A 20,392-nucleotide genomic window follows, 5' to 3' on the forward strand; every position below is an offset into this window, starting at 1 on the left:
TTTTATAACGATGATTTAGTTATTTATTTGTTTATTTATTAATGTTGACAAAAACAAGTTCAGTTGAGTACTCAAGATTATATTGAATCTTATCCAACCCAAAATCTGTCACATGTAAATGAACTAGCCTGTGATTTCTTTAATGAGTCTACATTTAAGAGCGCTGATCAAGTATTGAGTCGAGTTTTTAAATGATAGGTGTTATTTGAGTTATTGAATTGATGCATTTTGGCTCAATTGACTTGAAATTGATTTATGCAGACTACATCATCGAAAGCATTACTGATGATGAAAGTCTGCTGTGAATCCAAACGCGCGTGAACATATTGAAAAAATCCTGACTCATATGACTCAATTGCCTGGTGTTTATAAAATGCTCGGCAAAGATGGAGAGTTACTGTATGTTGGGAAAGCCAAAAACTTAAAGAATCGTGTATCCAGCTATTTTGTTAAAACGATTGACCATCCTAAGACACAGGCTTTAGTTGCGCGAATTTATGACATCGAAAGTTTGGTTGTTCGTTCTGAAACTGAAGCATTATTACTTGAACAAAATCTGATTAAATTACATCGTCCGCCATACAACATTATGCTGCGCGATGATAAGTCGTATGTGTATATCTTTGTCTCGGCAGACAAGCCCTATCCCCGCATTGCCAGTGGGCGTGGCAAGGGCAAGCATCAAGTCGGCAAGTTTTTTGGGCCTTATCCCAGTGCCTATAGTGCACGAGATACCTTACTGGTTTTACAAAAATTATTTAATGTGCGCCAATGTGAAAACAGTTATTTTTCACAACGTAAACGCCCTTGTTTACAGTATCAGATTAAACGTTGTACAGCGCCTTGTGTCGGTCTGATTAGCCCTCAGGACTATAAGGAAGATGTGGACAATTCAATTCGTTTTTTACAAGGTGATACCAAAGAACTCAATCAAGAGCTGATTGGAAAAATGGAACAGGCTGCCGAAGCTCTTGAGTTTGAAAAAGCCGTATTTTATCGTGATCGCCTCGCTTTATTGCGCGAGGTTCAAGCACAACAAGCAGTATTTAAGATCAAAGGCGAAGCCGATATTTTGGCGATTGCTTACCAAGCGGGTGTGACTTGTGTACAAATCATGCATGTTCGTAATGGACGTATGCTTGGTGGAAAAAGTTATTTTCCAGATATGTTGGGAGATGATTTGGCGCAAATGCTGAATGATTTTATGGCGAATTTCTATTTCCAAGTAGCGGATGAAGTGCCATCAGAATTGATTGTAAATGTAGATATTCCCGATCAAAAACAATTAGAAGAAGCATTACAGCAAAGCTTCAATAAGAAAGTTCAAATCAAGCATAAAGTGCGAGAGACTCGGGCTGAATGGCTAGAACTGGCGCAAATGAATGTGCAACATGCGATTAAAGGCAAACTGAGTAATCACTTGGAATTAAACGAGCGTTTTCATCAACTTGAACAAGTGGTTGGGCGTCCGATTGATCGGATTGAATGTTTTGATATCAGTCATACCATGGGTGAAGCACCGATTGCTTCTTGTGTGGTCTTTGATCAGGGTGGTGCAAGAAAGCGAGATTATCGTCAGTTTGCGATTCAGGATATTACGGGCGGTGATGATTATGCGGCGATGCGCCAAGCGTTGATACGCCGTTATAAAAAAAATATGTTACCTGATCTACTCTTGATTGATGGTGGTAAAGGGCAATTGCATATGGCGATGGAGGTCATGCAAGAATTAGCACTTGATGCTTTTATGATTGGTGTTTCTAAAGGTGAGGGACGTAAACCGGGATTAGAAACGCTGCATTTTACTGATGGCACTAAGATTCAATTACCCGAAGACCATAAAGCTTTACACCTCATCCAACAAGTGCGAGATGAAGCGCATCGTTTCGCCATTACCAAACATCGAGCTAAGCGTGATAAACGCCGTAGTAGTTCAGTTTTGGAAGCTATTCCTGGGCTAGGGCCAAAACGCCGTCGTGATCTACTCACTCATTTTGGTGGGATTCAGGGTGTTTTAAAAGCTTCAGAAAAAGAGTTGATGCTTGTACCAGGTTTGGGTGAAGTCATGGCGAGAACGATTTATAAAATTTTGCATGAATAATTTGACCGATTGGCTCAATCTCTCAATGACTGATGCGTCAATGATCATTCACAAACAGATAAAAACATTTAAAGATAAGATGGTTTGACGATTAAGGAAAGATAATGTCATTGCTTCCGCTGTATCAACAAGTTGAACATCAAGAGTGGATTGATATTCCCTCAGGATGGTTACAAGGCCGTACCGTATTTGGCGGTTTAGTTGCAGGATTATTAATCCAAAAGGCGCAGAGCGTGGTTCATGATACAACAAAGCAGTTATTGAGTTGTAATGTGACCCTTATTGGTCCTGTGCAAGAAGGGCAGGCTAAACTCACGGCGGAGGTGTTGCGAGAGGGTAAATCGGTTACAACCTTAGAAGTGCGGTTATGGCAAGCAGATACTGTACAAAGTATATTAATTGCGAGTTTTGGTTCGCAGCGTGAATCTCGGATTCATGTGCAAAATCTACCGCAAGTTCCTGATTATCCACTGCCAGCACAGTTGGAAAAAACAGCTTATATTGAAGGCTTAATGCCACAATGTTTGCAACAGTTTGAACTATGTTGGGCTGAAGGCAATTATCCAATGGCTGGCAGCAAAGTGCCTGATTTTGGTGGATGGTGTCGTTTTATGCCTCAGTTGCATCCAAATCGCGAAATGAAATTGGCAGATCTATTTGGATTGATGGATGTGTGGCCACCGGGTGTGTTACCAATGTTTAAAACCCCTGCACCTGCAAGCTCATTAACTTGGCAGATTACCTATTTGCAGCCGATTGCTCATCAAGTACAGGATTGGTTCAAATACAAAGTAGTGACTGAATATGCTGAACATGGTTATTCAACCGAGTATGCCTATCTTTGGGATGATGAAAATCGACTGATTGCGGTACTTCGACAAACAGTTGCCGTTTTTGCCTAGTCGACACTGCCGTGCATTTCGTATAAAGTTGCTTACACATGGATACAATCTCGGCACATCCTTTGTGCGACATGCATATTTGATGCGAACAACATGGCGGTGTTTATGAGCACAGGGCGAATCCTGAACATTCCTAATATTTTAACTTTGGCGCGTATTGCCCTTATTCCCGTGTTTCTGGCAATTGCCTATTGGCCGCCTGCCATTGGGATTGCTGAGCATCATGGGGGAATGATGCGACATCTGATATTGACTGCAATCTTTGTTCTTGCAGCAGTGACAGATTGGTTCGATGGTTATTTAGCTCGGACTTTGAATCAGACTTCTGCTTTCGGGCGTTTCCTTGATCCAGTCGCCGATAAGCTTATGGTTGCAGCAGCATTGATTGTATTGGTGCAATGGCAACCGACGATCTCAATGGCTTTTGCTGCAATTGTGATTATTTCCCGTGAAATTACCGTTTCGGCATTGCGTGAATGGATGGCTGAATTAGGTGCACGTACGAGCGTTGCAGTTTCTACAGTAGGAAAGTATAAAACAGCATTTCAAATGATTGCGATTAGTGTGTTCCTGTTGAACTGGAAACCACTGGAAATGTGGGCCTACGCTTTGCTTTATGCGGCAGTGATTTTGACGTTGTGGTCGATGTTTATTTATATGAAAGCAGCATGGCCTTATCTGAAGCAGCCCTAACGATTTTTTGTATAGCCATATAAATGAAAGCCTTTCTTTTGAAAGGCTTTTTTATGCCTTTTGATAAAAACTGGTCAAGAAAAAAGCCCATAACAAAGATGGGCTTAGTTCTCTGAGGAAAGTCATACTCTTTTTACGAGGGTATGCTGAAGAACATAATCATAATATGAGAATATATTGCTATTTACAACGGATAAAAATGTAAATATTTTTTTAAAATTCTCAATTCAGTTTGACTGATTTTCGGAAAGTGTTGCAAATTTATGTTCAATTTGCGCTGCATTATTTTGCAAGATCTCGATCAGTTTTTGAATATTCAAGAAATCAAAACGATTTTTTGATGCTACTAGCGTGAGTGCAATCGGTGCTTCTTTAGTAGAAAAGCGAATCGGCACGGAAAGACCACATACCATTGGATCAATCTCACCCTGCGATAAATAAAAGCCTTGTTTTTTAATTTTCCGCATTTGCTGCATGAATTCGTCGAGGCTATGGGCAAAGCCTACCTGAGCAAGCTCCTGAGTAAACTGATGATAATAAGCTTGAATATGTTGCTTGGTTAAATGGGCAATCACAATTTTGGGTGAAGCACCTACATAAACAGGACGTGGACAACCTCTTCCGTAAGAGATGAGTTCTGCATCTTTAAAGGTTTCATGATGTAGATCAATACAATAATCATGGTTTAAATAGGTTAATAAACAACAGAGTTCAGTACGATCTACGATATCACGCATAAAGGGGATGCTGATTTGCACCAATGGATCAGTACTATGAGAAATATAATCAAGAACGGCAATTTTAGAACCTAAAGTGTAGTCTCCTGATGTACCACTAATGCGTTTTAAAATATCTGTTGAAACAAGTTCTTTAAGATAACGATAGGCTGTGGGTTTTGAGAGACCAAGCTCATCACAAATGATATCGACATTGATAATCGGACGTGAAACTGAAAATAAATCCAGCACGGTGAGAATTTTACCAAAACTCGAAATTGCCATGATCCGTTGTCTACTCCTTAAAAATAACGTGAAAATCGAACTTTTATTGTTTTATATCAGAAAAGCCTGAGATCGTGTATGGACTTTTAGGTCGGAATATTTTTGCTCGACCAATTAAGTCTTGAATTGAGAAAAAATATGGCTTTTATTGAAAATATTTTAAATTAAAATGAAAAATTATCAAATAGTGATAATTTATGTTGACTAATTTGCTTTGTTTTGAAAAAATTATAGATGTAGTGTCTTCATTGGATAATGAAATTCGTTAAATTATCTCCATTTGCTCTAGACACTATGCCTTGCTCCCCATAATCAGCTTTTTCTTGTCAACTGATTTGATACTCCAAATCGGTGTAACTTCGTGCCACATTGTTATGTGTCATCTAGATCATGCTGACTTAGAATTGAGACATATTCATGTTACTTAAACAGCTGTTAGCTTTCAGACCAAGCCGACTTGATCTTATTTTTGCTTGTAAAACCTTTGTAGCAGGCATGCTGGCACTGTTTATTTCTTTTGAATTAGATTTGATTAATCCGATGTGGTCGATTGGAACGGTCATGATTATTGCCAATCCTTATTCAGGAATGGTGTCTTCGAAATGTGTGTATCGTTTGATTGGAACTGTTGCAGGGGCAGTCATAGCACTGTTATTGACCCCACATTTTATTAATACGCCGTGGCTATTTACGGTTATTTTATCTCTTTGGGTGGGCTTTGCTTTATATGTGTCATTACTAGACCGCACGCCGCGTAGCTACGTATTTATGCTGGCAGGATATTCAACTGCCATGATTGTTTACAATGCAATTACCTATATCGATACCTACAATATTTTTGATATCGCTGTTGCACGTGTACTTGAAATCTCAGTTGGGGTGGTCTCTTCTGCCGTTGTTTCGGCAACTTTTTTCCCAGTTCATGTTGGCGCAATGATCAAGCAACGTGTCAATAAAACCTTAAACGATCTAGAAGCAACTTTTGAAAAATTGATTGCAGTTCAAGAAACACCTGAAAATTACACGCAAGTTTTATCTGTGATTACTCGTGATGCCTCTGATATTCATGCTTTAGCTGTACATTTGGCTTATGAGAAAGGTGAGTTGAAAGGCATGACCAAGCCTTTACAAGAAATGCTACATCAAGTGTCATTGGTGGTTGCGAATTTGGTTACATTGTCTCAACGTGTGAAACAGCTCGAACATTTGCACTTGGTTAATCTTGTTTCGCATTTGGATATGCTTCGTCAGCATACTGTGACATTTTTAAAACAAGAGAAAAGTTTAGTACCTGCTGATTTACAGACTTTGCCGATTGGATTTGAAGAGGATTTTGCTGAGCTGATTTCTAAAGCAACGTCTGAACAGAAAGTTGTATTGGCTGCATTAAAGATGGACATTCGTCATTTTATGGCCAATATCTTGGCAGTAAAACTACTTTGGCAACAGATTCAGCAAGGTAATAAAGAAATTCCAATAGAAATTACAGCCATTACGACGAAATATCCAAGTTTACATCGTGATCATGGTATTGCGATACGAGGTGGAATTAGTGCGGTACTGATTACTTTTATTGTCACTGCAGCTTGGATTCTGTCAGGTTGGAAGGCGGGTTTTATGATGGCGCAAATGGGGGCTATCACGGCGTGTATCTTAACAGCATTGGATAACCCAGTACCTGTGCTACGGATTTTTATTTGGGGCAGTATTGTATCCGCAGGCTTAGTATTCTTATATGCATTTGGTATTTTTCCGCATGTGACTCATTTTTGGCAATTGGCTTTGGTGCTATTTCCTGTGTTTTTAGTGGCTGTCACCATGATGGCCAATCAAATGTTAATGCCTGTAGGGATGGTACTTGGGATTAACACCATGATGGGATTGAATCTGCATAATAAATACAGCATGGATGCTGTTTCTTATTTAGATAGTTCATTTGCAATGGTTCTGGGCGTATTGGTTTCACTCATTGTGATTGATTTAGTTCGAGCTGTTTCACCTGATGCCAGTGCAACGCGAATTTTAACTTTACATTATCAGGCGATGCGTCAGGCATTAAATCTATCTTATGGTAGTGAGTTCAAAATTCATCTACGCAGTATGTTGGACCGAGTTGGAGTATTGAATACCAAAATGGTTCAAAATCCTCAAGTTAAAATTTCGATTCAGAATGCTTTGATTGAAAGTAGTTCAATTATTGACTTAGTCCGATTGCAAGAAATTAGCCAAAAACTCCCCCAATTGGTGAGTTTGAAAAATGAAGTCAATGTGCTGCAACAGCAACTGACAGAATATTTTCAAATGCAAGAGAAACAACTTTCTCTGAACCATTTTCCAATTCGAATTGTACAGCAGATTGATCTATTAGAGCGGATTGCACTGCAAATTGAAGATGAGCAACTCGCTCAAAGAATGTTGATTTCTCTGAATAATATTTGTGAAAGCATCGGGCATGTCTCAACACAAAAGATGGATTCAGAAACATATGATTTAGGTGTATTGCATGGGTGAGATTAACGTTTATGGAATCTATATTCCAATTCTTTTGGTGCAAGCCATCATCGCCTACGTGCTCTTTAAGCTGATGAGTCCACTGATCGATCGTTTAGTTATGAGAGGTTGGATTGTACTACCGAATATTTTCAACTTGTGTTTGTACTTGGGATTGTTGCTGTGTATGCATTGGTTATGTCTTTATTTACAAGGTACAAGCCTTTAAGTAGCTCTCTCCGAAATTTAATGATTTAAAAATATGTGGTAAAGGTGATGAACATGAATGCATTTGATGTACGAAAAGTCATACGTCCAATTGTATTAGTACTTTCGGTTTTGATTGCGATATATGCAGTCGTGCATTTATGGAATTACTACAATGCCGCACCGTGGACACGTGATGGTCGTGTGCGTGGTGATGTGGTTCAAGTGGCTTCGGATGTTAATGGATTAGTAACTGAGGTGCTGGTACAGGACAATCAGACGGTAAAGAAAGGGCAAGTTCTTTTCAAGATTGATGTAGAACGTCAAGCCCTTGACGTTGAACAAGCTAAATCTGATTTAGCTAAAGCCAATGCCGGTTTGGCTCAGGCGCGTGCAAACTTAGTCGGTTCAAAGGCAAATTTGGTCAAGACTGAAGCTAATATGAAATTGGCTGAGAAGAATGCAGCACGTTATGCGAGTTTGATGGATGGTGCGATCTCTAAGCAAGAGCAAGATCAGGTTTTTGCTACACGCGATCAGGCGATTGCGGAAAAAGAGCAGCTAGCAGCGAGTATCGAACAGGCTGAGGCGGCCATTCAACAACAGCAAGCTTTGATCGAAGTAGCGAACAGCAATTTACATTTAGCTCAGCTCAATATGAGTCGTTCAGCAGTCGTTGCACCTGCGGATGGGACTTTAGCTAACTTTGATTTACGTGTTGGGAATTATGTTAAGGTTGGGCAAGCGGTTGCTGCGCTGCTAGATCGTCATCAGCTTTATGTCGTGGGTTATTTTGAAGAAACCAAATTGAATCGTATACATGTCGGTGATTCGGCAACCGTACAGTTGATGGGGGATCGTCAATTCATTCGTGGACATGTTCAAGGTATTGCAACAGGGATCGAAGATCGTGAGCGTTCTGGTAGTTCTAATCTATTGGCAAATGTAAACCCTACTTTTAGTTGGGTACGTTTAGCGCAACGTGTGCCTGTAAAAATTATTTTAGATGAACAGCCTCAGAATCCATTGGCTTTTGTTTCAGGGCGAACTGCAACGGTGAGAATTATTGAGAAATAATCAGGCGTAGTCTGAGTTGATTGATTTTTTAAGAATTGCATTCTAAATTTTATGCAAATGGTTTGGGTTGTAGACCTGCTAAAGCAGTTATTTTCATGGTTTGGATCTGATTTTATCACGGTACATCAGTGTGCTATACCGTGATAAAGCGCTTAAATATAAATAATTAAGGTGTTATTCCATTAGGATCACGATACCAACTTTGAATGAGTAGTGCGGCTGCGAAACTATCAGCCGATAAGCGTTTTGCTCGGCCTTTATTTTGATAAGACTCAAGTTCTTCTCTCGCTTCGCGTGTAGTCAAACGCTCATCCACCATCCACGTTTCAATATTGGTTTGATGACGCAAACGTCGTGCAAATTTTCGTGCGCGAGCAGAGAGTTCAGATTCACTATCATCCATATTTAATGGCAAACCGATTAAAAAAAGATTGGGTTGCCATTCTTTGACGAGTTTTAATAGTTGGTTCCAGTCAGGGATACCATCTTTCATCACGAATAATGGCAGGGGAGTGGCACTTTCAATAGTGGATTGACCAATTGCGATCCCCATTTTTTGAGTACCAAAATCAAAGGCCATAATGGATTGCGAAGTTTTAAAATCAGGCATGACCAATCTCTGAAGCAAACCATGTACGGTCTACCCCAATTTTTTTGTATGCCGCATCCCAACGATCGCCATAAGGTAGATTAAAGATTAAATCCATGTCTGAGTCACAAATCAGCCAGTCACCACGTGCCATTTCTTCTTCAAGCTGATTTTTGCCCCAGCTGGCATAGCCTAGAGCAATTTGGTAACGACCGACACCTTCGTTATGTGCAATTGCATCCAAAATATCTTTACTGGTGGTAATGCAAACATTTTCACCGACTGCGATTGATGAATGCCAAGTAGGTTGACCTGTGTGTAGGACAAAACCTGCTTCTGGGCGTAATGGTCCACCTTGCAACACAGCATGAGGTTGTACATTATCTGCATCAATCTCTAAATCGTTCAATAATTCTTTGATCTGTAACTCAGAAGGGCGATTGATAATAATGCCTTGTGCACCATCCTCATCATGACGAGCAACATAAATGACGGTGTTTGCAAAGAAGTCATCTGCCATGTCTGGTGGAGCGATGAGACAACGGTGAGTTAGATATTGTTTCGTCACCTAGGCGATTCTCCATCAAAACAAGTCCCACTTTAAAAAGGGGGATTTAGGGGGATTAAATAATAGGTTCTTCTTGTCAACATACAAGAGTTAATCGGATTTCGCCAATCTTTTTCTCACATTTTGTTATGCGTTTTAAGCGGATTGGAATTTTAGTTGACGCAGTTGTTTGGCATGTTGCAAGGTAGTTTCGCTAATCTCGACGCCGCCAGACATACGTGCTAGTTCTAGAATGCGTTGTTCCTCATTTAACTCAATAATGGTACTGCTTGCTGGATCTGTTTGTTGTTTTTTGACCAATAAGTGTTGGTCAGACTGTGCAGCAACCTGAGCTTGGTGAGTGATACAGAGTAGTTGTACATGCTGAGCCAGATCGGCGAGTAAACGACCAACCACTTCGGCTGTACCACCACTAATTCCGACATCAATTTCATCAAAGACCAAAACTTCAGATTCTGTTTTTTCGGCATTCATCACTTGCATGACCAGTGCAATACGAGAGAGTTCACCGCCAGATGCAACGCGAGCCAGCGGTTGTGGTGGAATGCCTTTATTGGCAGTGAAAAGAAGCTGAATAAAGCTGAGACCTTCGGCATTTGCTTCCATTGGCTCGAACTTAAATTCAAAATATGCTTCAGGTAGAGCAAGCGGCTTCACTTGTTCAGTCAATTGCTTCGCCAGTGGAACTGCGGCTGTACGACGAATCTGATCTAGGTGCTCAGCTTTTTGCATAAAAATTTGATAAGAAATTTCTACCTGTTCAGCTAAGGTTTCAGGATCTTCTAATAAATGTAATTGCTCTAATTCCTGTTGCCAAGTTTCATATTCTTGTTTGAGTAATTCAGGTTGGGTACGGTGTTTGCGCGCGAGACGATGGAAAATTTCTAAGGTTGTATTGAGCTGTTCCATTCTTTCAGGATCAAAACTTTGGCGATCAATAAATTGACGTAAACTCGCGGTTGCATCTTCAATCTCACTTTGCGCATTGAGTAACGAATTATAAATATTTGATAACTGTTCACTGCGTCCTGCATGGGACTCTAAACGACGAATGATTGAAGCAACTTCTTGAGTGATATTTTGTTCCGCCTCATCCAAGACATTTAGACTGTAACTACAGTCTTGCATAATATGTTCATGATGGCTGAGACGATCAAACTCTTGTTCAATCTCTCGATAATCCGTTTGGACAATCTCTTCAAGTTCTTCTATTTGGGATTCTAAATTTTGTATTTTTTGAATACGCGTGGCTTGCGCATCTAAAGCGGCTTGATGCTGGCGAATGTTTTTTTGCCATGTGCTATACGCTTCACGTACTTCATTTGCTGGTTCGGCAAAATTATGATAACGATCTAACCAGTGCTTCGGATAAGGGGGCTCAAGTAATTGCTGTTGGCTATGCTGGCTATAAAGTTGTACCAGTAAGCGTCCAATTTCTTTTAACTCCGATAAACTACTTGGGCGTCCATTGATCCATGCTTTGCTTCGGCCTGTCGCAAATATGACACGTCTTAAATGAATTTCACCAGAATCATCATCTAGTTCATGTTCTGTAAGCCATTTTGCTTCCGCACTTTCAGCTTGATAACTAAAGACAGCAGTGACATCTGCTTTATCTGCACCATAACGGACATAGTTGGTATCGGTACGTTCACCCAAGCACGCAGACAGTGCATCTAACAATAACGATTTTCCTGCACCAGTTTCTCCGGTCAAAACATTGAAACCTTGTTCAATATCTAAAGCTAAATGGTCTGCAAGTGCAAAATTAATTAAAGTTAAATGGGTGAGCATATATGCATCCAGTGCACGTAATCTTTTGCTTAAAGATAGAGAAATTTTGCTAATCGAACAAGAGGATCAGCGTTGTGTTGATGAAACCATGTTTTATTTCTGGAGTTGTTTTGAATAATTGAGTGATGTAAAGCTTGTCTATCGATTTATAAGATTTTTTCTATTGTCGTTTAGATCGGATGCTTTGATCTAAAAGCGCTTGTGAGTTGAACATAACTTTAGTAGAAAGGCATAAAAATTGCTGTTAAAGCATGATAAAAATGGATTGATTAGTGACGCAGGCACAATTAAACTACGTCCATCATAACCTAATATAAATGCTGCATTATTTGGAGAGTATGCATGAGTTCAGTGCAGTTTGATCATGTTACGGTCATTAAAAAGTCAAATGTATATTTTGGTGGGGCATGTATCAGCCATACTGTACAATTTGAAGATGGTACTAAAAAGACATTAGGTGTGATTTTACCTACTGAACAGGCATTAACTTTTGAAACACATGTGCCAGAACGTATGGAAATCATTTCTGGTGAATGTCGTGTAAAAATTGCAGACAGTACAGAAAGTGAGTTATTCCGTGCAGGTCAGTCTTTTTATGTCCCAGGAAATAGTGTTTTCCACATCGAGACTGATGAAGTGCTTGATTATGTATGTCATTTAGAAGGTTAACTGATCGCTTCCTAAATCGGGTACACTATACCTAAAGAGAATCCTGTAAATTCATTTTGCAGGATTTTTTTATTAAATTCCCTTGCGGAGCTATTCGCTCCTCACCTGTAAAGCTACTTTGCAGGATTTTTATTTTTTCAAAATCTCCCTTTATAGATCGGGAATACTGCAAGAGGTCGTTCATGGCAAAACCTGAATATTATTATGGCGTTCATTCGGTTGAGTCATTGTTGGCGTTAGAGCCTGAACGCGTTTTGACTTTATTTACCTTAAAAGGTCGTGATGACCAGCGATTACAAAAGATTTTGCAACTTGCCGAACCTTTTGGGATTAGCGTCCAAAAGGCGAGTCGGGATAGTTTGGAAAAGCTTGCAGGCTTACCTTTTCATCAAGGTGTAGTGGCTGCAGTTCGACCACATCCAACCTTAAATGAAAAAGATTTAGACGAATTGATGCAGCAGTCACCAGATGCTTTGTTATTGGCATTAGATCAAGTGACGGATCCTCATAATCTCGGTGCATGTATTCGTACCGCAGCTGCAATGGGGGTTCAGGCGGTGATTGTACCGCGTGATCGTTCGGCTAGTTTAACTCCGACGGCACGTAAGGTTGCCGCAGGTGGTGCTGAGAAAGTGAAGTTTATTCAGGTCACCAATTTGGCCCGAACATTGGCACATCTTAAAGAGACCACACATAGCCGTGTGATTGGCACTATGCTGGACGAAAAGGCATTGCCTATTCAACAGTGTGATTTTAATGGTCCCGTGGTGATTGTCATGGGTGCGGAAGATACAGGCTTAAGACCGATCACCCAGTCGCAATGTGACCAAACCGTGTATATCCCCATGTCTGGTGATTTACAAAGTTTAAACGTCAGTGTGGCAACAGGCATGGCACTTTATGAGGCATGCCGTCAGCGTAATGCTGTATAATTCACACAATTATCGTCAATGTAATTAAAAATGACTGCTCGCACGCAAGGCTATCTGTTTGTCTGTATCACCATGTGCATCTGGGGTGGTTTTACCATTCTCTCCCGTTTAAATCTGCACTGGCATGTCAGTGCTTGGGACTTGGTGGCCATGCGTTTTGCGATTGCTTTTCTTATTTTAATGCCTGTGCTCATTTATAAAAAAGATTTAGCTTTCTTATGGCATCCACGTCCAGTCATTTTAGCCTTAACAGGTGGTTTAGCCTACTGTCTGACCGTTTATACTGCTTTTTTGCAAGCACCAGCAGCCCATGCTGCAATTTTCTTAAATGGCTGTATTCCTCTATGTACGGCAGTTGCTGCTTATTTGTTGTTTAGACAACCTTTTGATAAACATACTTGGTTGAGTCTTAGCATCATGTCAAGTGCGCTTGTATTGATGAGCTATCTGATGCTGCGTGATCAAGCGACCGCTTTTGGCTTAGGCGATTTACTTTTTTTTATCAGCGCTGTTTGGTGGGGAATTTTTACAGTATTGCTTAAACAATGGAAATTATCGGCTTGGCATTCCATGGTGAGCGTGGCAATTTGGTCAGCGATTATTTATTTACCTGTCTATGTTTTATTTGTTCCAAAACATTTTCAAGAAGCAGAACCCATTCATTTAGTCATTCAAGGTTTATTTCATGGTGTATTGGTCGTAATTATTGCGACATTGACCTATGTTGCTGCGATTGAGCGTTTAGGTGCCTTTAAAACGGGGAGTATTGTTACTTTGGCACCTTTTATTGCAGCTGTGATTGCTGTTCCACTGCTTGATGAGCCTCTAAATGCAGCGATTGTTTGTGGTTTAGTCGGAATGGGTTTTGGTGCATTACAGCCGTGGCGCTGGTTTAAAAAAGACACGCTGAGTGAACGATTGGCGCAACAGAAGCAGGATTAAAATGCTTGCTCAGCGCTTTGTAGATATTTTAGATGTAATGGTTTTAGTTGGTGATGAAGGTGCTCAAGTAAACCATCATTCATAACAATATCATTTGCGAGTAATTGCTTTTGGGTGCGAGGCATTTGTACCGAGATAATTTTTCGGATTTGTTCTTCATTTTGTCCATCTCTTTGACTTGCACGTTGTAGTTGTGTTTGTTCATTTGCATCGATGAGTAGGGTATGATGCACAAGTTCATGCTGATTAGTTTCAAAGAGAAGAGGTGAAACTAAAATGACATAAGGACTTTCTGCTTGTTGTAATTGTTGAATAATGGATTGGCGTATAGCAGGGTGAGTGATCTTTTCGAGTGTTTCTCGCGCTTCTGGAAACTGGAATATGTGTTCACGAAGTGCACGTCGATTCAGATTGCCATCTTCTAGTAATACCCAGTCTCCAAAAGAAAGTTGAATTTCTTTCAAAGCAGGTTGACCTAGATCAACCACTTCACGAGCTACAATATCTGCATCGACTACAACAATTCCTTGGGATTCAAACCATTGTGTCGCGGCGGATTTGCCACTACCAATGCCACCAGTAATGCCCAAGATAAAACTCATATTATCCACCTAGATATATTTTCATAATTTGATTTCCCCATAAAAATGCAATCCAACCAGCAATTGCAATATAAGGACCAAATGCAAATGGTTGGTTTTCACCACGCATTTTTATCAAAATAATACCAATAATTGCACCAACAACTGAAGAGAGTAGCACAATTAGAGGTAGCATCATTGGCCCCATCCAAGCCCCGAGTGCGGCTAAGAGCTTGAAATCACCATAGCCCATGCCTTCCTTGCCTGTGACGAGTTTAAAGATATAGTAAACAATCCACAAACATAGAAAGCCAATCAAATAGCCCCAAATCGCTGAGCCTGCAGAAGTATAAACAGTGAAACTATTGATTCCTAGGCCTAGTGCGGCAAGTGGCAAGGTAAAGCGATCGGGTAATAGCTGTGTGTCGAAATCAATAAACGTTAATGTGATTAAGACCCAAGTGAGTATTAAACCAAATAACATTTGTACGGTCGCGCCAAATATAGCAACTACTATTAATGAGCAAATCATTGTTAAGAGTTCAATAAGTGGATAGCGAATACTAATTGGATTTTGGCAAGCACCACATTTGCCACGAAGCATTAACCAACTCATTACAGGAATATTTTGATACCAGCGAATAGCAGATTTACATTTTGGACATGTAGATGGTGGGGTGCTTAAGGTTAATTTTGTTTCGTCTATTATAGGTTGTTCTGGGTGTAATAATATTTGGCATTCATGATGCCATTCTTGTTCCATCATCTTTGGTGTTCTATAGATGACGACATTTAAAAAACTACCTATACATAGGCTGAAAAGGCCAATAGCAATATATAATGCAGTTGGCTCATTTATAAAATAACTAATAATATCTTGCATAGTTAACTAACGACCGAACCCATTTGGAAGATAGGGAGATACATGGCAATAACTAGACCACCAACAAGTACGCCTAAAATTGCCATAATTAATGGTTCCATCATAGAAGTAAGACCATCAACAGCATTGTCGACTTCATTTTCAAAGTGTGTTGCCACTTTGTCTAACATACTATCTAGTGCACCAGATTCTTCACCGATCGCAACCATTTGAATTGCCATAGAGGGAAAGCGATTGGAAACACGCATTGCAAATTGTAGTTGTTGACCTGTCGCCACATCTTCACGAATTTTCATGACAGCTTCTTCGTAAATCACATTATTTGTTGCACCTGCTGTAGATTCAAGAGCATCAATCAGTGGTACACCTGCTGCAAAAGTAGTTGCAAGCGTGCGGCTGTAACGCGCAATAATTGCTTTATAAACAAGATCACCAAAAATAGGAGCTTTTAGTGCTATTTTATCTAAAATATCGCGGAATTTTTTGCTGCGCTTTTTTGCTTCAAGAAAAGCTGTAATAATTGCCCCAATTGCAAGAATAAGAATGAACCAATACTCTTGCATCCATTTTGACATATTAACGACTAGTTGCGTGAATGCAGGCAGATCGGCACCAAATGAGTTAAAAAGATCCTGGAATACAGGGACAACCTTGACCATTAAAATAATTGTAACAATCACTGCAACTATTAATACACTAATAGGATATTTCATGGCCTTTTTAATTTTTTGTTTCAGTAATTCACTTTTTTCTTTATAAATTGCGACGCGATCGAGCATCGTTTCAAGTGCACCAGATTGTTCGCCAGATTCAACAAGGGAGCAAAATAGATTATCAAAGTATTGTGGATACTTACGTAAAGCACCAGCAAAAGTATTACCGCCCTCAACCTCTCCTTTAATGCCGAGTACCACCTCTCGCATAGAGGGATTTTCTAAACCTTCTGCAACGATTTCGAATCCTTGCACAAGCGGAACGCCGGCTTTCATCATGGTTGCTAATTGACGAGTAAAGATCGTAATATCGAGGGTCTTTATTTTTTTCTTCATTAAACCTTCGAGAATGTTTTTGCGTTTTTCTCGAATGGTTTTAATTGTGACGCCTTGTTTGCGTAATGTGACCTTTGCTAAAGCCATATTGCGTGCTGGTAATTCCCCTTTAATTTTGGCGCCTTTTCGATCTACCCCTTCATAAGTAAAAGTAGGCATCATTTGCGCTTTTTTCGCTACCATGATTCTTAATCCTTTTTATTGATTTTATTCACTTGTTACTCGGTTAATTTCTTGCAAAGAAGTAATACCTTGCATCACTTTTTTTAGACCTGAACGACGCAGATTATCAAAACCAGCTTTTTCTGAGGCCGCTGCAATTTGTAGTGCATTACCATCTTCCATGATGATTTGAGAAATTGCAGGAGTGACTTTCATAACCTCATAAATACCTACACGTCCTTTGTACCCTTCTCGACATTCCGCACAGCCAATCGGTTGAAAGATCTGTAAATCAGGGTTTGATAAATCCTGTTCTGTAAATCCTAACTCTAAAAGACTTTGTCTAGGTACATCTACGGGTGCTTTACATTGTGAACATAAGCGTCGTGCTAAACGTTGTGCAATGACAAGATTGACTGAGGTTGCAATATTGAATGAGGGTACCCCCATATTACGCAAACGAGTTAAAGTTTCAGGTGCGCTGTTGGTATGCAGTGTTGACATCACCATATGACCAGTTTGCGCTGCTTTAATTGCGATTTCGGCTGTTTCCAAATCACGAATCTCACCGACCATAATTACATCAGGGTCTTGGCGTAAGAAAGCCTTTAATGCAGCAGAGAAAGTCAATCCTGTCTTTGGATTCACGTTGACCTGATTAATGCCTTCCAAGTTAATTTCCACAGGGTCTTCTGCTGTTGAAATATTGGTATCTTCAGTGTTTAGAATATTTAGACCAGTATATAGCGATACGGTTTTACCCGAACCTGTTGGACCTGTAATCAGTAGCATTCCTTGAGGCTTTTCAAGTGCTTCCATGAATAATGCTTTCTGATCATCTTCATAGCCTAATGCTTCAATCCCGAGCATAGCGCTTGATGGATCCAAAATACGCAGTACTAATTTTTCCCCAAACAGTGTGGGTAAAGAGTTTACACGGAAATCGATGGCTTTGGTTTTTGACAATTTGAGTTTAATACGACCATCTTGAGGCATTCGTTTTTCAGAGATATCCATTTGAGACATTACTTTTAAACGAGAAGCTAAGCGGGTTGCCATTTGTAAAGGAGGTGTAGCGATTTGACGGAGCACACCATCAACACGATAACGCACACGGTACATTTTTTCATAGGGCTCAAAATGTAAATCTGAAGCGCCCATGCGAATTGCATCAATTAAAAGCTTATTAATATATTTGACAATTGGGGATTCGTCACCTTGCGGTGATGCATCATCATCTTCTTGAGGTGAATCTTGATTAACATCAATATCTAAGTCGAAGTCCTCACTGTCACCAAAATCGAAACTACTTGAATCACCAAAATGTTGTTCGATTAACTTTTCAAGTTTAGTATGCTCAACAATAATTGGTTCAATATTAAGTTTGGTGTTGAAACGAATTGCATCTAATGCATCAATATTGGTTGGATTGCTCGTAGCAACATACAAAATTTGTCCACGTTGTGTTAACGGAACAACACGATGTTTTTGTATGAGTTTATTGTCGGTTAATTCTCGAGGTAATAATCCAACATCGTAAACCGCCAAATCAAAAAGTGGTTCGCCAAATTCTACAGAGATGCTTTCTGCAATGGTAAGTGGAGAAAGACGATGTTGTTCGATTAAATGAGCAACAATATCTTGTTTGGCTTTCTTGGCTGCATCAATTGCATTCTGCATATTTGCAGCAGTCATATGACCATCTTCAACTAAACGTCGAATGAACCCTGAAAACTTTGAAGACGTATGTAATCCTGACATCTGTCCGCCTTACTCACAATATGGTTATAATAGCTATTCTCAAAATTATACTTTTGTTACGTAAAAATACTACTATAGAAAGTGTTGTTTTTTACTTGGTTCATATTGAAAAACTTGAACTGATCGATTTTTTTACAAATTAATTTCAGATTTAGAGAGTAGCCTTCGTTAGAAATAAAGCAGACGATTGTAAAAAATCGACATATATATGTAAAAGGGACGAGAATTTTTAGATCTATTTTTTGTTAGTTGAATCTTAAAACTGAAAAGAAAAACTGAATTTTATAAAAATACGTGTAAAATATGCAGCATTTTTTATAAATTAGTTGTAGGTGGGCGAAGTATGTCGAATTCGGCGATTACCCCTTGGGTTATTGGCAATTGGAAAATGAATCCAATGCATGCGAGTGCTTTCCAATTAATAGAAGAATTTAAGCAGTTACTACAACAGGACAATATTTCTCCTGAGCAATGTCATATTGGTGTAGCGCCCGTGACGATTGCCTTGAGTGGTGTTCATGCTCAGTTAAAAGATGCAACTAGAGCCATTTATACTGTGGCTCAGGATCTTTCTCGTGTGGCAGGTACTGGTGCTTACACAGGTGAGGTAAGTGCGGAGCTGTTAAAAGATAGCCAGATTGAATATGTGTTGATTGGACATTCTGAGCGCCGTGAATTATTTGGTGATAACGTCAATATTTTAAAAGCAAAACTGCAAAATGCATTAAATGCAGGTTTAACGGTGATCTATTGCGTTGGCGAAAGCTTAGAGCAGCGTGAGCAAGGCGCTGCTGAGCAAGTGGTATTACAACAAATTTGTGATATTGCATCCGTCGTTAAAGCTGAACAATGGCAAAATATTGTGATAGCGTATGAGCCGATTTGGGCAATTGGAACAGGGAAGACAGCTTCACCTGCGGATGCTCAAGCAATGCATGCAAAAATACGTGAAGGCTTAAAACAAATTACATCATTCGGTACAAACATGGCTATATTGTATGGTGGTAGTGTCAAAGCCGAGAATGCTGTTGAGTTGGCCGCATGTCCTGATATTAATGGCGCTTTAGTTGGAGGTGCATCACTCAATGCACAATCTTTTTATCAAATTGCAAAAGCATTTGCTCAAAGCAAATAATAGGAAGTAGAAATGTATAGTTTTATACTCGTTGTACATATCATTTTAGCAATTATGATTATTGGATTGGTTTTAGTGCAACAAGGTAAGGGTGCTGAGGCAGGAGCGTCGTTTGGTGGCGGTGGTGCTGCTACGGTATTTGGTGCCTCGGGAGCGGGTAACTTTTTAACTCGTTTAACTGCAATTTTTACAGCCTTGTTTTTTGCTACGAGTTTAACTTTGGCTGTTTTTGCAAAAAAACAAACAGCTGATGCGTATAGCTTAAAATCTGCTCAAACCACGACCTCTGCACCAGTAACATCGCCTGAAACTTCATCAAACGCACCTAAAACAACTCAATAAGTTGAATTAGCACTTTCCTTTTTATATTTAAAGGAATAGAATGCGACCCACAAAGCTGCGGTGGTGGTGGAATTGGTAGACACGCTACCTTGAGGTGGTAGTGCTTTCGGGCGTGGGGGTTCAAGTCCCCCCTTCCGCACCAAGCTTAATAACCAGTAAGTTTGGTGTATGCAGTGATGTTGTTGATGCGGGATGGAGCAGTCTGGTAGCTCGTCGGGCTCATAACCCGAAGGTCGTTGGTTCAAATCCAGCTCCCGCTACCATTTGATTAAGGTGCAACTTAATCAAGCAAATATAAAAAACTTAAATTGACTTTTTTTTATATTTGTATATAATTTTGCACGTTGATGCGGGATGGAGCAGTCTGGTAGCTCGTCGGGCTCATAACCCGAAGGTCGTTGGTTCAAATCCAGCTCCCGCTACCAAGTTTCTAAAAGAGGCTCACAATAAGGTGGGCCTTTTTGCACAGTGGACTTCGGTTTTCTGTGTAACATAGGGGCGATTTACGCCCTTT

19 protein-coding genes and 3 tRNA genes are annotated in these 20,392 nt (G+C 39.9%); 14 read left to right on the top strand and 8 right to left on the bottom strand.

Annotated features, from left to right (window positions below):
* The first annotated feature begins 301 nt into the window (after positions 1–301).
* The 3 genes from uvrC (at position 302) to pgsA (ending at position 3,696) form a co-directional block, all read left to right on the top strand.
* Positions 302–2,101: an excinuclease ABC subunit UvrC gene (gene uvrC / locus ABLB98_RS01480; protein WP_005162980.1), complete on the top strand. Its 1,800-nt coding sequence runs from the start codon at positions 302–304 to the stop codon at positions 2,099–2,101.
* Between the two features lie 104 nt (positions 2,102–2,205).
* Positions 2,206–3,003 carry a thioesterase family protein gene (locus tag ABLB98_RS01485; RefSeq protein WP_348883284.1) on the top strand — a complete coding sequence of 266 codons (798 nt, stop codon included), beginning with the start codon at positions 2,206–2,208 and terminating at the stop codon, positions 3,001–3,003.
* A gap of 105 nt (positions 3,004–3,108) precedes the next feature.
* Positions 3,109–3,696 (top strand): CDP-diacylglycerol--glycerol-3-phosphate 3-phosphatidyltransferase, encoded by a 588-nt coding sequence (gene pgsA, locus ABLB98_RS01490; RefSeq protein ID WP_004674390.1) that lies wholly within the window; start codon positions 3,109–3,111, stop codon positions 3,694–3,696.
* A 227-nt stretch (positions 3,697–3,923) separates the two neighbouring features.
* On the opposite strand, the gene ABLB98_RS01495 is transcribed toward pgsA, so the two are convergent.
* Positions 3,924–4,697: an IclR family transcriptional regulator C-terminal domain-containing protein gene (locus ABLB98_RS01495; protein ID WP_348883283.1), complete on the bottom strand. Its 774-nt coding sequence runs from the start codon at positions 4,695–4,697 to the stop codon at positions 3,924–3,926.
* A gap of 417 nt (positions 4,698–5,114) precedes the next feature.
* On the opposite strand from ABLB98_RS01495, the gene ABLB98_RS01500 reads away from it, so the two are divergent.
* The 3 genes from ABLB98_RS01500 to ABLB98_RS01510 are packed head-to-tail and all read left to right on the top strand — an operon-like array spanning position 5,115 to position 8,471.
* The gene (locus ABLB98_RS01500; protein WP_348883281.1) at positions 5,115–7,208 is read left to right on the top strand and encodes an FUSC family protein; all 2,094 of its coding nucleotides are present in this window, start codon (positions 5,115–5,117) and stop codon (positions 7,206–7,208) included.
* On the top strand, positions 7,201–7,416 hold the full coding sequence (locus ABLB98_RS01505) for a DUF1656 domain-containing protein (RefSeq protein ID WP_004659299.1): 216 nt from the start codon (positions 7,201–7,203) through the stop codon (positions 7,414–7,416). The genes ABLB98_RS01500 and ABLB98_RS01505 overlap by 8 nt, the downstream gene beginning before the upstream one ends.
* Positions 7,417–7,469: 53 nt before the next feature.
* Positions 7,470–8,471, top strand: coding sequence for an HlyD family secretion protein (locus ABLB98_RS01510; RefSeq protein ID WP_348883280.1), 1,002 nt, complete (start codon positions 7,470–7,472; stop codon positions 8,469–8,471).
* A gap of 166 nt (positions 8,472–8,637) precedes the next feature.
* On the opposite strand, the gene ruvX is transcribed toward ABLB98_RS01510, so the two are convergent.
* The 3 genes from ruvX to recN form a co-directional block, all read right to left on the bottom strand.
* Positions 8,638–9,081, bottom strand: a complete 444-nt coding sequence (gene ruvX, locus ABLB98_RS01515; RefSeq protein WP_348883279.1) for a Holliday junction resolvase RuvX — start codon at positions 9,079–9,081, stop codon at positions 8,638–8,640.
* Positions 9,074–9,628 carry a YqgE/AlgH family protein gene (locus ABLB98_RS01520; RefSeq protein ID WP_348883278.1) on the bottom strand — a complete coding sequence of 185 codons (555 nt, stop codon included), beginning with the start codon at positions 9,626–9,628 and terminating at the stop codon, positions 9,074–9,076. Before ABLB98_RS01520 ends, ruvX begins: the two co-directional genes overlap by 8 nt.
* A 135-nt stretch (positions 9,629–9,763) precedes the next feature.
* Complete coding sequence (gene recN, locus ABLB98_RS01525; protein ID WP_087547947.1) at positions 9,764–11,422, bottom strand: DNA repair protein RecN; 1,659 nt, start codon at positions 11,420–11,422, stop codon at positions 9,764–9,766.
* Between the two features lie 342 nt (positions 11,423–11,764).
* Between recN and ABLB98_RS01530 the strand changes: the two genes are divergently transcribed.
* The 3 genes from ABLB98_RS01530 (at position 11,765) to ABLB98_RS01540 (ending at position 13,965) form a co-directional block, all read left to right on the top strand.
* Positions 11,765–12,091 (top strand): pyrimidine/purine nucleoside phosphorylase, encoded by a 327-nt coding sequence (locus ABLB98_RS01530; RefSeq protein WP_004659291.1) that lies wholly within the window; start codon positions 11,765–11,767, stop codon positions 12,089–12,091.
* A gap of 182 nt (positions 12,092–12,273) precedes the next feature.
* Positions 12,274–13,023: a 23S rRNA (guanosine(2251)-2'-O)-methyltransferase RlmB gene (rlmB, locus tag ABLB98_RS01535; protein ID WP_348883277.1), complete on the top strand. Its 750-nt coding sequence runs from the start codon at positions 12,274–12,276 to the stop codon at positions 13,021–13,023.
* A gap of 30 nt (positions 13,024–13,053) precedes the next feature.
* The gene (locus ABLB98_RS01540; RefSeq protein WP_249570191.1) at positions 13,054–13,965 is read left to right on the top strand and encodes a DMT family transporter; all 912 of its coding nucleotides are present in this window, start codon (positions 13,054–13,056) and stop codon (positions 13,963–13,965) included.
* Here ABLB98_RS01540 and coaE read toward each other — a convergent pair.
* The 4 genes from coaE to pilB are packed head-to-tail and all read right to left on the bottom strand — an operon-like array spanning position 13,962 to position 18,401.
* Positions 13,962–14,567 (bottom strand): dephospho-CoA kinase, encoded by a 606-nt coding sequence (gene coaE / locus ABLB98_RS01545; RefSeq protein WP_087543054.1) that lies wholly within the window; start codon positions 14,565–14,567, stop codon positions 13,962–13,964. The genes ABLB98_RS01540 and coaE overlap by 4 nt on opposite strands.
* Before the next feature lies 1 nt (position 14,568).
* The gene (locus tag ABLB98_RS01550; protein ID WP_283772246.1) at positions 14,569–15,429 is read right to left on the bottom strand and encodes an A24 family peptidase; all 861 of its coding nucleotides are present in this window, start codon (positions 15,427–15,429) and stop codon (positions 14,569–14,571) included.
* Positions 15,430–15,431: 2 nt separating this feature from the next.
* Positions 15,432–16,661: a type II secretion system F family protein gene (locus ABLB98_RS01555; protein ID WP_348883276.1), complete on the bottom strand. Its 1,230-nt coding sequence runs from the start codon at positions 16,659–16,661 to the stop codon at positions 15,432–15,434.
* Between the two features lie 24 nt (positions 16,662–16,685).
* A complete protein-coding gene (gene pilB / locus ABLB98_RS01560; protein ID WP_348883274.1) occupies positions 16,686–18,401 on the bottom strand; it encodes a type IV-A pilus assembly ATPase PilB in 1,716 nt (571 codons plus the stop codon).
* A gap of 343 nt (positions 18,402–18,744) precedes the next feature.
* Here pilB and tpiA point away from each other — a divergent pair, with 343 nt between their 5' ends.
* From tpiA to ABLB98_RS01585, 5 genes are all read left to right on the top strand, one after another.
* The gene (gene tpiA, locus ABLB98_RS01565; RefSeq protein ID WP_348883273.1) at positions 18,745–19,536 is read left to right on the top strand and encodes a triose-phosphate isomerase; all 792 of its coding nucleotides are present in this window, start codon (positions 18,745–18,747) and stop codon (positions 19,534–19,536) included.
* Between the two features lie 12 nt (positions 19,537–19,548).
* Positions 19,549–19,878 carry a preprotein translocase subunit SecG gene (gene secG / locus ABLB98_RS01570; protein ID WP_005162938.1) on the top strand — a complete coding sequence of 110 codons (330 nt, stop codon included), beginning with the start codon at positions 19,549–19,551 and terminating at the stop codon, positions 19,876–19,878.
* Between the two features lie 57 nt (positions 19,879–19,935).
* Positions 19,936–20,020, top strand: a tRNA-Leu gene (locus tag ABLB98_RS01575).
* A 44-nt stretch (positions 20,021–20,064) separates the two neighbouring features.
* Positions 20,065–20,141 (top strand) — tRNA-Met (locus ABLB98_RS01580).
* An 85-nt stretch (positions 20,142–20,226) separates the two neighbouring features.
* Positions 20,227–20,303, top strand: a tRNA-Met gene (locus ABLB98_RS01585).
* Positions 20,304–20,392: the final 89 nt, after the last annotated feature.

This window comes from Acinetobacter yuyunsongii (assembly GCF_041021915.1).
In the GTDB taxonomy this organism is placed as follows: Bacteria; Pseudomonadota; Gammaproteobacteria; order Pseudomonadales; family Moraxellaceae; genus Acinetobacter.

Excerpts from the sequence above, each read along its gene's own strand:
- ABLB98_RS01505 (WP_004659299.1), top strand. The coding sequence starts at position 7,201 with ATGGGTGAGATTAACGTTTATGGAATCTATATTCCAATTCTTTTGGTG.
- ABLB98_RS01495 (WP_348883283.1), bottom strand. The coding sequence starts at position 4,697 with ATGGCAATTTCGAGTTTTGGTAAAATTCTCACCGTGCTGGATTTATTT.
- pgsA (WP_004674390.1), top strand. The coding sequence starts at position 3,109 with ATGAGCACAGGGCGAATCCTGAACATTCCTAATATTTTAACTTTGGCG.
- ruvX (WP_348883279.1), bottom strand. The coding sequence starts at position 9,081 with ATGCCTGATTTTAAAACTTCGCAATCCATTATGGCCTTTGATTTTGGT.
- ABLB98_RS01500 (WP_348883281.1), top strand. The coding sequence starts at position 5,115 with ATGTTACTTAAACAGCTGTTAGCTTTCAGACCAAGCCGACTTGATCTT.
- ABLB98_RS01510 (WP_348883280.1), top strand. The coding sequence starts at position 7,470 with ATGAATGCATTTGATGTACGAAAAGTCATACGTCCAATTGTATTAGTA.
- recN (WP_087547947.1), bottom strand. The coding sequence starts at position 11,422 with ATGCTCACCCATTTAACTTTAATTAATTTTGCACTTGCAGACCATTTA.
- pilB (WP_348883274.1), bottom strand. The coding sequence starts at position 18,401 with ATGTCAGGATTACATACGTCTTCAAAGTTTTCAGGGTTCATTCGACGT.
- ABLB98_RS01530 (WP_004659291.1), top strand. The coding sequence starts at position 11,765 with ATGAGTTCAGTGCAGTTTGATCATGTTACGGTCATTAAAAAGTCAAAT.
- rlmB (WP_348883277.1), top strand. The coding sequence starts at position 12,274 with ATGGCAAAACCTGAATATTATTATGGCGTTCATTCGGTTGAGTCATTG.
- ABLB98_RS01555 (WP_348883276.1), bottom strand. The coding sequence starts at position 16,661 with ATGGTAGCGAAAAAAGCGCAAATGATGCCTACTTTTACTTATGAAGGG.
- ABLB98_RS01550 (WP_283772246.1), bottom strand. The coding sequence starts at position 15,429 with ATGCAAGATATTATTAGTTATTTTATAAATGAGCCAACTGCATTATAT.
- coaE (WP_087543054.1), bottom strand. The coding sequence starts at position 14,567 with ATGAGTTTTATCTTGGGCATTACTGGTGGCATTGGTAGTGGCAAATCC.
- ABLB98_RS01485 (WP_348883284.1), top strand. The coding sequence starts at position 2,206 with ATGTCATTGCTTCCGCTGTATCAACAAGTTGAACATCAAGAGTGGATT.
- ABLB98_RS01540 (WP_249570191.1), top strand. The coding sequence starts at position 13,054 with ATGACTGCTCGCACGCAAGGCTATCTGTTTGTCTGTATCACCATGTGC.
- tpiA (WP_348883273.1), top strand. The coding sequence starts at position 18,745 with ATGTCGAATTCGGCGATTACCCCTTGGGTTATTGGCAATTGGAAAATG.
- secG (WP_005162938.1), top strand. The coding sequence starts at position 19,549 with ATGTATAGTTTTATACTCGTTGTACATATCATTTTAGCAATTATGATT.